The sequence below is a fragment of the Gammaproteobacteria bacterium genome (assembly GCA_016195665.1).
In the GTDB taxonomy this organism is placed as follows: domain Bacteria; phylum Pseudomonadota; class Gammaproteobacteria; order SURF-13; family SURF-13; genus JACPZD01.
Genome location: JACPZD010000020.1, coordinates 70959 through 82658, shown reverse-complemented (window position 1 = coordinate 82658; position 11700 = coordinate 70959). Strand labels below are relative to the sequence as shown.

The window sequence follows — 11700 nt, the reverse complement described above, 5'->3', positions numbered from 1 at the left end:
GCAATGTAGACGCTGCCATCCGCCGCCACAGCGACTGCTACCGAACTGGCAAGACCGGCCTGCACGGCGGGGCCGTCGTCACCAGAAAATACACCTGTGCCGTTCCCCGCCACGGTGGTGATGATACTTGAGGTTATTGCGGAGCGCCGCTCGCCGCTGCCTAGATACAGCACCCTGCCGGTGGGATCGTAGGCATGATGGTTATCCAGACTCCAGCCACCAATGCCAGAACGTCTCGCGCCGTTCCACACGCCGAGTGTGGATTGAGATGCTTGCCATAACGTAATTTCTTGACGGGCACGACTGACGGTAATGGGTATTCCTGAAAAGGCCGCAAAACTTTGGACAAGCTGTGCTGGCGACTGATACACCGCGTCATAGACATAGCCGATACGCACTAATGCCGGCTGATCCCCTTGCAGAGTACGGCCGTAAGCGTCTTTGCCGTCCCAGGTGAAGCTGTATTTTTGATTGGGCGCGGCGGTGAAGCTTTGGGTAAATTGCCTGCCCGCAACCTCGATTTCCAGATCAATGCGTTTCAGGCTCCCAGGAATGCTGGCACCGCTGAGTGGAATGTCCAAACTGTATTCTGTTTTGCGGCCGGGTACCCGATCACTGCGGTAGTTGAGGGTGTAGGGGATGGCGGTGATGGCTACCCGTTCGCCTAGAGTCTGGTTCTGGCACTCGATAATCGAGCCCTGCTTTTTATCAGGACAGTCCTCCTTGATTTTTTTGAGCTTAGACTGTGGCGCACGCGCATCCGGCGGTGGGCCGTACGGCCAGTTGCAATCCCAAGGGCTGAAGTGGGTGATCGGTACCCGCCACAGGCTTTGATTGGGGAGATAGAGAGTAGCGAGCTTCTGGCGCTCGGCGTCGGTGACGCCCAGGGCGGTGAGGGTGGCGGCATCATCGGGGAGACCATCGCCATTCGTGTCGAGATCGGCCATCCCTGCGGTGATGCTGAGTATCTTGATGACCTTGCCGTTGGCGGAGGGAATCCAGGCGGCCTTGGTTCTGTCGTAGTAGCCGACCGGCACGATGCCGCCGATGGGGAAATTCAGGAAATTCTCGACGTAGGTGTAGACCGGTTTGCTGAAGGTGATGCTTTGGCCTAAGGCTTCGTCGGCGGTGAGTTCGACGGCGTAGGTGTAGCCGCTGCTGGGCGGCAGCGGGCCGGGCATGGTCTTGGGGCCGTTGGCGCCGACGGTGTATTCGGTGGCGCGGATGTTGAGGTTGGTGAGTACTGTGCCGCCGGCGGTGGTGGCGGTGGTGCCTTGGCTAAACAGCAGGGTGGCGCGGCGCATGCCGCTGCTGTCGGTGACGGGGCTGCCTTGGGCGACCTGGATGGGTGTGGTGGCGCTTAAGTTTATGGGCGTGACTTGGCTATCCAAGGGGATCATCACTACGTCGTCCAGGACGACGTAGTCCTGCCATGGGGTGTTGGTCTGGCGCTGTACCGGCAGGTAGCCGGTCTTTTCGTAGTTGAGGGTGACGAGTCCGCCGCCATTGACGGCGAGGTCAAACATGCCATCGGTGCGGCTTAAGGTCTGGCCCAGTTCGGGATGGTTGAAGACGGTGATCTTCACCCCTGACAAGGGGGTGTTGTCACGGTTGAGCACTTTGCCACGCAGCACGGCGGCACGCAACGGCTGTATGGCGCCTTGTGCGACACCGGTTTGGATGGGGCTGCTGCCGCTGTAGAGAAATTTTGTGGTCTCGGAGAGGATGCTGGCCACAGTGGCATCCACCGGCGGGGCTACCGTCGCAGGATCGGGTGGCGGTTGCGGGCCGGCATCGTAGGTCACCGTGCGAGTAACCGTAGTCTGTCTCCCCACCCCATCGGTAGCAATGAGGGTAATCGTATTTGCCCCAGGGGTCAGGGTCACGGTGGCGGAGACGAGGTCTCCATCGCGCACGGCGGGTTGGCCGTTGAGGGTGACGCTGGGGAAGCCTACATCGTCGTAGGCGACGGCGCTGACGGAGAGTGTGGAGGTGGTGACGATGGCCCCGTCGGCGGGGCTTTGGATGTTAATGGTGGGCGGTACACTGTCGAGGAATACGTCGGTGTAGGTGGTGCCCAGGTTGCCTTCATAGTCCTTGGCGTAGAGGGAGACCCGCGTCGAGGCAGTGGTCAAGCTGAGCGAGGTGGTGAAGGCGCCATTGACGAGCGGGGTGAGGACGCCGTTGACCCAGAGGTCCTTGATGCCGGAGAGGTTGTCGGTGGCGGCGCCGCTGACGGTGATGGGTGAGGTGGTGAATACCTGTCCGCTGCTGGGCTGGGTGAGGGTGAGAGTGGGCGGTGTGGTGTCGGTAAGGTGCTGGAGCAGGCTGATGATTACAAAGGCGTTGCTCGCGCCACTGTTTAGGGTGACCTTGAGGGTGTTGCTGGCCTGTAGTGTCACGGCTACTTGCAGGGCGCCGGCCTGGGAGGTCAGTTGGGTGGGGCCGAGGATGACCGTGCCGTTTAATTCGACGGAGCCGCTGCTGATGCGTTGGCCGCCGTTGGTGGCGCCGTTTTGGAGGGTGAGGATGAAGCTGCCGCTGAGGTTGGCGACGCTGACGGTCTTTTGGGATTGAGTGGGGGGTGTGGCGCCAAGATTGAAAAGGTCGGTGTAGATCTGGCGGTGGGCGAAAACGCTGGGACTGGTGAATAGTGAGCTGCTGATCAGTAACAGACAGAGAAGGGGTCTCAGGAAATGCAGTGCTCTGCGGGGCTTAGACATGGCTGGGGGGCCCCCCCCCCCCCCCCCCCCGACGTTAGGGTTGTTGTGGTGTTTTGCAGCATGCGATCCCCCTTTCGATATGTCTTCGGCTGTTCGAGACAGTGGTGCGTGTAACGCACCCTGCTGTGCCGCTTGGCTCATGGCCGAATGAATTCGGCCCTACCCCTCACCCTACCCTCTCCCGGAGGGAGAGGGGATAAACCCAGAGCGAATGAATTCGGCCCTACATGTTAAAACGGCATGTCTCCCTGATGCTGACTTTCACAAAGAGATTGTGCATTGTCAAGAGGGATTTTTCGGACGGGCTTGCCAGTTTGTTGAGAAGTGAATTTAAGTGAGGGGGCTAAGTATTTGATCGGTATTAGCGTTATGCGCAAGGGTCTGAGATCCTCTGCCAAGATGAAATTTTTATGAACGGGGGGTGGGGCGGCTAAAATCCCCGCGTCGTTCTCATAAAATCCCCCGGCCTTCGGCTACCCGAAAATTCTCACGAAGTACTCCATATGTGACAAAATCTGAATTCCTCGCGCTGGGTCGCTTTTCAAAATGACTTATTCACCCTTCACTACTACACTGCCTTCCGGGTGGTTTGATCTATTGGGGCTGCATCGGCTGAATCCGGCGCGTTATCCCTATCTGCTGGAAAGTGTTGTCCACGGCACATCGAGCGCGCGTTATGACATCCTGTTCGCGTTTCCCGGCGAGACACTGACACTTAACGATCCGCGTGAAGCGGATTTCTTAGGGCGCCTCGACCGCTGGTGGACTGAGCAGCGTACCGCCATAGCCCCTCTGGGTGATTTTCCCTTCCAGGGCGGGTGGTTTATCTATTTAGGCTATGAACTGGCTGAGCAGATCGAGCCTAGCTTGCGCTTGTCCGCCACAAATAGCTCGCTACCCATCGCCTTTGCCACCCGCATTCCGGCGGCGGTGATCCGCGACCATGTAGCGCAAAAAACCTTCATCATCTCGGAGCGGCCTGAGCTGCTGGAAGCGATAACAGCAGATGTCCAAACTCTGAGCAAGCCAACCATAAGTCAGCCTGCTTTGGTCAAGACGATGCTACAGGAAGAGCCGCCACAAGATTTTCTTAACGGCGTACAGCGCATTTTGCGCTATATCCGCGAGGGCGATGTGTTTCAGGTGAATCTCTCGCGTGCATGGCGTGGTGAATTGCATCAAGTTGTCTCAGCAGCGGATGTGTATCAACGTTTACGCGAAGCTAATCCGGCGCCGTTTGCCGGTTTGGCCGTGTACGGTGATAGCGCTATTATCAGCTCTTCTCCGGAGCGGCTAGTCTGCGTGCGAGGCGATTACGTAGCAACCCGCCCGATAGCCGGCACGCGGCCCAGGCGCGAGAATCACGGCGCCGATGCGGCGGATATTCAGACTCTGTTAGCCCATCCCAAAGAACGCGCGGAGCATATTATGCTGATTGATCTCGAACGCAATGATCTGGGCAGGGTGTGCGTGCCGGGCAGCGTGCGCGTGGAGGAGCTGATGACGACGGAGAGTTACGCCCATGTGCATCACATCGTATCCAGTGTGTCAGGGAGATTGCGGCCCGGCGTCACGCCCGGCCAGGTGATCCGCGCCGTTTTTCCGGGCGGCACCATCACCGGATGCCCGAAGGTACGCTGTATGGAGATCATCGCCGAGCTGGAGCAGACCGCACGCGGCCCTTACACGGGCGCCATGGGCTATCTCAATCGCGACGGCAGTATGGATTTGAATATCCTGATCCGAACGCTGGTTAAACAAGACAAGCAGATCAGCCTGCGCGCAGGCGCGGGCATCGTCGCGGATTCCATTCCAGAACGCGAGCTGGAGGAGACGCGCGCCAAGGCGCGCGGACTGCTGCGAGCGTTGGGAGCCGCAGCATGATGCTCGTTAACGGCAAAGCCACAGACCAGATCAGCGCACAGGATCGCGGTCTGCACTATGGCGATGGCCTGTTTGAGACGATTGCGGTGAAAAACGGGGTGCCGCTGTTGTGGGACAGACACATGCTGCGGCTCAATTCGGGTTGCAGTAAGCTCGGCATCCCGCAGCCGGATTACCCGTTATTACGCGCGGAAGCTCAACAAGTGTGTGATGGCGCTGAGCAAGCCGTGCTCAAAATTATTATTACACGCGGCGCAGGCCGTCGCGGTTATCGCCCCTCACCCCTCACCCCTCACGCCTCACCCGCCACCCGCATCGTGGCGCGTTACCCCTGGCCTGAATGGCCTCAGCGCTTTTGGCAAGAAGGCGTGCGCGTGCGCATTTGCCAAACACCTTTGGGCCTCAACCCGTCGCTTGCCGGCATCAAGCACCTTAACCGGCTCGAACAGGTGCTGGCGCGCAACGAGTGGGACGACCCGGATATTCCCGAAGGTCTGATGTTGGATCAGACAGGGAGCGTTATCGAGGCCACCCAGAGTAATCTCTTCATCGTGAACGAGGGACGGCTGCTCACCCCTGATTTGTCATCAAGCGGTGTGGCCGGCATCATGCGTGCGTGTATCATCGAGATCGCGGCTAAGCTATCCATCCCTTGCACCGTCACCCGCCTCACACTCGCCGAAGTGCAAGCCGCGGAAGAGAGCTTTTTGTGTAATAGTTTGATACGCGTATGGCCGATCCGCGAGATCGCCGGCGCAGTGCTGAAACCAGGACCGATAACAGCACTAATTTATGAGCATATACAAAGTGATAGCGTATAATGTTAAAGTTTTTTATAAGATCATTGGGGCTGCTCATCATCGTCATTACCCTGCTGGCGGCGGGTATGGTGATCGAATATCGGCACTTTATCTATACACCGCTTGCCATAGGCGCCAGCCCCCTCCATTATGAAATCAAGGCCGGAACCAGCCTGAAAGGCGTCGCGAGTGACCTGCACCAGCGCGGTATCTTGCAGCACCCTTACTATCTGGTCTGGCTGGCGCAGTGGCAGGGGAGGGCGCAACAGATCAAGATGGGCGAATATGAAATCACTCCCGGTACGACGCCGCTGGAGTTGCTGGACCAATTTGTGGCGGGCCGGGTTGTGGAATACTCGCTCACGGTTGTGGAGGGATGGACCTTCAAACAATTCCGCGAGGCCGTGCAGCGCCATCCGGCCTTGCAACAGACGCTCGCGGGACTCAGCGACCAGCAACTTATGGAGCGCCTGGGACGGAACGGTGAACACCCGGAGGGGCGTTTTTATCCCGATAGCTATCACTTTCCCAAGGGCGCCACGGATTCCGATTTTTACCAGCGCGCCTATCATGCGATGCAAGAGTATCTGAACAAAGAATGGGCCAACCGCGATCCAAATCTTCCGCTCAAGACACCTTATGAGGCTTTGATCCTGGCCTCAATCGTGGAGAGGGAAACTGCCGTGCCTAGCGAACGCCCCGCTATCGCGGGAGTATTTCTGCGGCGTCTACAGGCGGGTATGAAATTACAGACCGACCCTACGGTTATCTATGGCTTGGGTAGCCATTTCGATGGCAATCTACGCCGCCGCGACCTGGAGCGCGACAATCCTTACAACACCTATACGCGCGCCGGCCTGCCGCCCACACCCATCGCGTTGCCGGGCGCCGCCTCTATTCATGCGGTACTGCATCCCGAAAGCGGAAAATCGCTCTTTTTTGTCGCACGCGGAGACGGCAGTCACACGTTTTCGGAGACCCTCGAAGAACATAACAAGGCGGTACAAAAGTATCAGGTGAATCCGCACAAACAGGAACCGCACACACCATGAGCCGTGGCCGCTTTATCACCATAGAAGGCGTGGAAGGCGCGGGCAAGAGCACCTGCATCGGCTATATTCGTGACACGCTCACCCATGCGGGCAAACAGGTCATCGTCACCCGCGAACCCGGCGGCACGGGTTTGTCCGAAGAGATCCGCGACCTGCTGCTCGCGCATCGGCAGGAGGGCGTGGCGGTTGAGACGGAGACCCTGCTCATGTTCGCCGCGCGCGCCGAGCACCTTGCCCGGGTAATCCGTCCCGCGCTCGCCGGCGGGCAGTGGGTGCTGTGCGACCGATTCACCGAAGCCACCTATGCCTATCAAGGCGGCGGGCGGGGCCTCCCGCACGAACGTATCGAGATTCTGGAGCAATGGCTGCAAGGCGAGCTGCGTCCCGATATCGTCTTGCTGCTGGATATCCCGGTGCGGCTCGGCTTGGAACGGGCCGCGCAACGCAGCGCACGCGACCGCTTCGAGAGCGAGGATCCGGCGTTTTTCGAACGGGTGCGGGCTGCTTATCTCGACCAGGCGCACCGGCATCCGCAACGATTTCGTATCATAGACGCCTCCGGTGAACTCGCGCAGGTGCAGCATCAGATCAAGCGGGCCATGGATAAATTATTATCATGACAATACCATGGTAACTTCGACCCAATCCGAGCGGGATATTTATCCTTGGCAACGTCCTCTCTGGAAACGTCTACAGACTCTTCGCAACGCCCGGCGTCTGCCGCACGCCCTGCTTTTCCAAGGCGCTACCGGGCTCGGAAAATCGCATCTGGCGCACGTCTTTGCCCAGTCCCTGCTGTGTACGCAGCCTGACTCAGAAAGCCGGCCATGCGGCCGATGCCGTAACTGTTTGTTGTATCTCGCGGGCAACAATCCCGACTTTTTCCAGATATTGCCGGAGGAGGGCGGCGACAAACCCATCAAGATAGACCAGGTGCGTGAGCTTAATCGCGTGATGACCCTCAAGAGTCATGGCGGAGGTTATAAGATTGCGTTCATCAGCCCGGCCGAGCAGATTAACGCCGCCGCCGCCAACAGCCTGCTCAAGACACTCGAAGAACCGCCTCCGCAAACGCTGCTGATACTCATCAGTCACACTCCCGCGCTGTTGCTGCCGACGATCCGCAGCCGCTGCCAGAACCTGCACTTCGAAATACCGCCGCGCGACGTGGCGCTCGCTTGGCTCAGCGCGCAATTAAGCCCACCGGCAAATGCATCTGAATTGCTCGACGTCGCACACGGTGCGCCACTCACTGCGCTGGCGCTTGCCGCGAGCGACGTGCTTAAACACAGACTGGCCCTGCTTGCGGATCTGGAACGCCTGCTGCAACAACAGGCCGACCCGGTGGCCGTCGCCGCCGCGTGGTCACAACAGCCCGGGGCGGAAATCTTGAGTCAGTTGTTGTCCTGGACCGGCGACATGATAAGGCTGCGTCATGCTGTGGAACCGCCTTATCTCGCCAACCCGGATCTTGCACAGCGCCTCAAGCGGATTGCCGCGCAGCTTGATCTCAAGTCACTATACCGGTTGCTGGATCAGGTGCAGGGCGCCTTACTGCTCAGCAGCCGCCCCCTCAACCCCCAGTTTTTATTGGAGGATGTGCTAATATCCTGGCTGAATATAACCGGTACGGTTGTTGCTTCCGCTTAGACAAGAGGAGATTACCTACATGGCAGATCAAACTACGGCAATGCCCGCCCGTCAGGGCATAGTATCCGTCACCCTCAAGGACAAGGCCGCCCTGTACAGCGCCTATATGCCCTTCGTCAAACACGGCGGGCTGTTCATCGCCACCAACAAGGCTTATCAACTGGGCGACGAGATCTTTCTGCTGCTTTCCCTTATGAACGAACCGGAGAAATTCCCCATTGCCGGCCGGGTGGTTTGGGTCACCCCAAGGGGCGCCCAAGGCGGGCGTCAGGCCGGTATCGGAGTCCAGTTCAGCGATTTGGACGGCGGCGCTGCGCGTAACAAGATCGAAGGCCATCTCGCGGGTATGCTGCAGGGCGAACGCGAAACCCTCACGATGTAATATTCAATGCTGGTTGACTCCCACTGTCATCTCGACCGCCTCGATCTTACCGCTTATAATGGTGACATCAGCGGCGCGATTGGAAGCGCCGGCCGCGCGGGAGTCACGCACATGCTCTGCGTGTGCATCAACCTGGAAAATTTTCCCGGCGTACTCGATCTCGCACAGCGCTTCGATAACGTCTATGCCTCGGTCGGCGTGCATCCGACGGATCAAGATTGCTGCGAACCCAGCGTCGCAGAATTAGTCCATCTCGCGCAAGATCCACGCATTGTCGCCATCGGCGAGACCGGCCTCGATTATTTCCACTGCAAGGGCGATCTCACCTGGCAGCATGAACGTTTTCGCACCCACATCCGCGCCGCTAAACAATGCGGCAAACCTCTCATCATCCATACCCGTGAGGCCAAGGAAGACACCTTGAAAATCATGAAGGAGGAGGGCGCCCATGAGATTGGCGGGGTGATGCACTGCTTCACTGAAGACTGGGAAACCGCTCGTCAGGCGCTGGACCTTAATTTCTACATCTCATTTTCCGGCATCGTGACCTTCCCCAAAGCAACGGTTCTGCACGACGTCGCCGCGCGTGTGCCTTTGGATCGTCTCCTGATAGAAACCGACTCTCCCTACCTCGCGCCGATTCCGTTTCGCGGCAGGACCAATCAACCCGCTTATGTGCGTTTTGTAGCCGCACAGATTGCCAAACTGCGTAATTTGTCAGTGGATGAGGTAGCGGCGGCTACCACCAGTAATTTTATAAAGTTATTTAAAATAATTAAATAAATAACTGATTTAATTAATAATATATATTTAACTTAACTAGCCAGAGCAAGCCGTTTCTCGATGCGGTCTAACCGTTGCTCATGGTGGTCTAACCTTTGGTGTGTGTTTGCGATGTCATTGTGGATTAAGGCTATATCACGACGCAATCCGGCTACATGCTCCTCTAATGATCCGACTCGCAGCGTAAGACTGTCAATTTTTGATGACAGTGGGCCCACGTCGTTACGGATAGCTCGAAGGTGCTCTAAAATCAGATTTTCGATGTTTTCGGTCATAGTCAGCTCCTTAATTTCCAGTATAGCAATAGATCAAGGTAGTTGAGCTATACCGTGTTACTTCTCAACGCACCCTAGGAAGCGGCCTGTCTATAGTTCGTATAATCTATATTATGTTAAATCAGCGAACGAGAAATGCGGCATAGGCCCTCGTACAGGCTATCTATCTTTTTTCAACCAATCTCCGGCCTTGTGCGGCAATTGCGATTTCCAGTGCCGTCTCAAGACGTATTACGCGGGCGGTGAGGTCTTCGATCTTCAATTGTTGCCCCTTAACCTGCTCTGCCAACCCGACAACCTTGTCGTTCATCTTTATAACAGTGGTTAGGGCGTTCCAAAGCTTGTCGCTGATCGCCATCTAGGCGGCCTTTTTCACGGTACGCTTGGCACGGGCTACTTGCTGCCGGCCTGCGATTCTTTTGTTTGATTCGGCGATAGCCTTTAGCGCCCCATCAAGGGCTTTGTTGGCCTGTGCCGTGGATTTTTCAACCTGGGTGATGAGCCCTTCCAGCAATGAACCGTCTTCGCTGGGGTCGTACGTCCCGGTGGCGCGGCGTACGAATTCACCCATTGTGAGCTTGGCGCTCTTTGCCTTTGCGGCAATAGAGGCCTTTTCCTTGCGGGTCAGCAGGACGACTAATCTTTCGGTGCTCGACATAGCGTTATCCTCACATATGTTAATGACATTAACATTATCATATTACCTGAAAACCAAGTCTCGTCAAGCCTATGTCCTAGGCCAGTAGGGAGGGTAGCTGTGAGGTCAAAGCCATCTTCTCAGTGGTCGCTTTTCCTGCCAAGGCAAAGCCGAGCAGCTTGCCTGTCGCATCTTGGCACAGGGCCTTGACGCCCTCCTCTGTCTTGGTGATTTGCCATTCACACGGCGTGTTCGCCGGAGGTGGCGACACCACGACCGGGCAAGCGGGTGTCTTGATGACGACCGGCATGGCGGGATAGATGACTTGAGTAACTTCACCGCTCAAGGTCTTGGCGAGCGCGCGTGCCGCGTGCATGATGGGCATGACGAACGGCAGCACCAATCCCTCCACTTCTGCGCAATCTCCTAACGCATAGACATTCTCGGCGCTGGTTTTTAGCATGCGGCCGGTAACTATTCCGCGGTTGACCTTGATCCCGGCCGCTTGCGCCAGTGAGGTGCGTGGCCTCAAGCCAATAGCCGAGAGGACGACGTCGGCATGCAGCTTGCCGCCATCGGACAATTCGATATCATAACCTTGGCCCGCGCGATTGACGGCCACGGCGCCTTTGCCGAAGTGCCAGGCCACACCCATTTTGGAAAGACCGTCGCGCATAGCCTCGGACACAGCCTGGGGCAGCAAACGCCTCAGCGGCAGAGTGCCGGGATCAATAACCTCCACATGGTAGCCGCCGGTCACCAAATCGTTGGCAAACTCGCATCCAATCAGTCCGGCGCCGATGATGGCGACGTTTTTAGCGCCTGTCAGCGCCCGACGAAAATACGCGTAATCCTGCAGATCATTCACCGACAACACCTGATCGGCGGCATCGCCTTTCAATTCCGCGCGAATGGGGTCGGCGCCCAGCGCAAGCATGAGTTTGGAATACTGCAACGTCTCTCCATCCAAGACAATCGTGCGTTGCGCAGTATCCATGGCGCTGACGCGCTTGTTAGACAGGATGGTTGCGTTAAGTTGAGCGGCCATCTGCACCGCGCTGTTCATGGCGAGCTGTTCCGCCGTCTTGCCGCTGACAAAGGCGTTGGAGAGCATCGGCTTGGAATAGAAGCGTCCATCGTCGGCGGTGATGATGGCGAGTGGGGTATCTTTATCGAGCTTCCTGAACTCCCGGGCAAGCGTGTAGCCCGCAAGTCCGCTGCCTATGATGGTGATCGGATTCATGTTGTTATTTTCCGGTGATAGTCGGGGTTAAAAAGAGTAAGGGGAGGTCTAGCCCTCCCCTACTCCAAGCTGCTGTTACGCGACATCCGCGATGGCTACCATTTCGAAGTCGGCCTTGGCCACTCCGCAGTCGGGGCACGCCCAGTCATCCGGGATACTCTCCCAGCGGGTGCCGGGGGTGATGCCTTCTTCCGGCAAGCCGGCTACTTCGTCATAGATAAAACCGCAGACTACACATTGCCATTTCTTCATCGTCATCTCCTTATATTGA

Annotated in this window: 13 protein-coding genes; 7 read left to right on the top strand and 6 right to left on the bottom strand. The window is 57.5% G+C overall.

Translation table 11 applies throughout. From position 1 onward, the window contains the following. Positions 1 to 2723: hypothetical protein (locus HY028_05585; protein MBI3344311.1), on the bottom strand; the 2723-nt coding region annotated here is incomplete at its 3' end. Between the two features lie 546 nt (positions 2724 to 3269). Between HY028_05585 and HY028_05580 the strand changes: the two genes are divergently transcribed. Genes HY028_05580 through HY028_05550 form a run of 7 tightly spaced genes read left to right on the top strand, consistent with a single transcriptional unit; the run spans position 3270 to position 9274 of the window. Next, complete coding sequence (locus HY028_05580) at positions 3270 to 4607, top strand: aminodeoxychorismate synthase component I (protein MBI3344310.1); 1338 nt, start codon at positions 3270 to 3272, stop codon at positions 4605 to 4607. After that, positions 4604 to 5428 carry an aminodeoxychorismate lyase gene (gene pabC, locus HY028_05575; protein MBI3344309.1) on the top strand — a complete coding sequence of 275 codons (825 nt, stop codon included), beginning with the start codon at positions 4604 to 4606 and terminating at the stop codon, positions 5426 to 5428. The genes HY028_05580 and pabC overlap by 4 nt, the downstream gene beginning before the upstream one ends. Further along, a complete protein-coding gene (gene mltG / locus HY028_05570; GenBank protein ID MBI3344308.1) occupies positions 5428 to 6459 on the top strand; it encodes an endolytic transglycosylase MltG in 1032 nt (343 codons plus the stop codon). The genes pabC and mltG overlap by 1 nt, the downstream gene beginning before the upstream one ends. Beyond that, on the top strand, positions 6456 to 7079 hold the full coding sequence (locus HY028_05565) for a dTMP kinase (protein ID MBI3344307.1): 624 nt from the start codon (positions 6456 to 6458) through the stop codon (positions 7077 to 7079). The genes mltG and HY028_05565 overlap by 4 nt, the downstream gene beginning before the upstream one ends. A gap of 7 nt (positions 7080 to 7086) precedes the next feature. Beyond that, positions 7087 to 8109, top strand: a complete 1023-nt coding sequence (locus HY028_05560; protein ID MBI3344306.1) for a DNA polymerase III subunit delta' — start codon at positions 7087 to 7089, stop codon at positions 8107 to 8109. Between the two features lie 19 nt (positions 8110 to 8128). Continuing rightward, positions 8129 to 8491, top strand: coding sequence for a PilZ domain-containing protein (locus HY028_05555; GenBank protein ID MBI3344305.1), 363 nt, complete (start codon positions 8129 to 8131; stop codon positions 8489 to 8491). A gap of 6 nt (positions 8492 to 8497) precedes the next feature. Next, on the top strand, positions 8498 to 9274 hold the full coding sequence (locus HY028_05550) for a TatD family hydrolase (GenBank protein MBI3344304.1): 777 nt from the start codon (positions 8498 to 8500) through the stop codon (positions 9272 to 9274). A 32-nt stretch (positions 9275 to 9306) separates the two neighbouring features. Here the strand turns inward: HY028_05550 and HY028_05545 are convergent, their stop codons facing one another. The 5 genes from HY028_05545 to HY028_05525 form a co-directional block, all read right to left on the bottom strand. Next, entirely contained in the window at positions 9307 to 9549 is a 243-nt protein-coding gene (locus HY028_05545; protein ID MBI3344303.1) for a hypothetical protein, read from the bottom strand. A 163-nt stretch (positions 9550 to 9712) separates the two neighbouring features. Continuing rightward, positions 9713 to 9907, bottom strand: a complete 195-nt coding sequence (locus tag HY028_05540; GenBank protein MBI3344302.1) for a hypothetical protein — start codon at positions 9905 to 9907, stop codon at positions 9713 to 9715. Beyond that, a complete protein-coding gene (locus HY028_05535; protein MBI3344301.1) occupies positions 9908 to 10207 on the bottom strand; it encodes a hypothetical protein in 300 nt (99 codons plus the stop codon). It lies immediately after the preceding gene. A gap of 76 nt (positions 10208 to 10283) precedes the next feature. Then, entirely contained in the window at positions 10284 to 11429 is a 1146-nt protein-coding gene (locus HY028_05530) for an FAD-dependent oxidoreductase (GenBank protein MBI3344300.1), read from the bottom strand. Between the two features lie 75 nt (positions 11430 to 11504). Then, the gene (locus HY028_05525; protein ID MBI3344299.1) at positions 11505 to 11681 is read right to left on the bottom strand and encodes a rubredoxin; all 177 of its coding nucleotides are present in this window, start codon (positions 11679 to 11681) and stop codon (positions 11505 to 11507) included. Positions 11682 to 11700 lie beyond the last annotated feature (19 nt).

Excerpts from the sequence above, each read along its gene's own strand:
- HY028_05580 (MBI3344310.1), top strand. The coding sequence starts at position 3,270 with ATGACTTATTCACCCTTCACTACTACACTGCCTTCCGGGTGGTTTGAT.
- pabC (MBI3344309.1), top strand. The coding sequence starts at position 4,604 with ATGATGCTCGTTAACGGCAAAGCCACAGACCAGATCAGCGCACAGGAT.
- HY028_05540 (MBI3344302.1), bottom strand. The coding sequence starts at position 9,907 with ATGGCGATCAGCGACAAGCTTTGGAACGCCCTAACCACTGTTATAAAG.
- HY028_05525 (MBI3344299.1), bottom strand. The coding sequence starts at position 11,681 with ATGAAGAAATGGCAATGTGTAGTCTGCGGTTTTATCTATGACGAAGTA.
- HY028_05555 (MBI3344305.1), top strand. The coding sequence starts at position 8,129 with ATGGCAGATCAAACTACGGCAATGCCCGCCCGTCAGGGCATAGTATCC.
- mltG (MBI3344308.1), top strand. The coding sequence starts at position 5,428 with ATGTTAAAGTTTTTTATAAGATCATTGGGGCTGCTCATCATCGTCATT.
- HY028_05535 (MBI3344301.1), bottom strand. The coding sequence starts at position 10,207 with ATGTCGAGCACCGAAAGATTAGTCGTCCTGCTGACCCGCAAGGAAAAG.
- HY028_05545 (MBI3344303.1), bottom strand. The coding sequence starts at position 9,549 with ATGACCGAAAACATCGAAAATCTGATTTTAGAGCACCTTCGAGCTATC.
- HY028_05560 (MBI3344306.1), top strand. The coding sequence starts at position 7,087 with ATGGTAACTTCGACCCAATCCGAGCGGGATATTTATCCTTGGCAACGT.
- HY028_05550 (MBI3344304.1), top strand. The coding sequence starts at position 8,498 with ATGCTGGTTGACTCCCACTGTCATCTCGACCGCCTCGATCTTACCGCT.
- HY028_05565 (MBI3344307.1), top strand. The coding sequence starts at position 6,456 with ATGAGCCGTGGCCGCTTTATCACCATAGAAGGCGTGGAAGGCGCGGGC.
- HY028_05530 (MBI3344300.1), bottom strand. The coding sequence starts at position 11,429 with ATGAATCCGATCACCATCATAGGCAGCGGACTTGCGGGCTACACGCTT.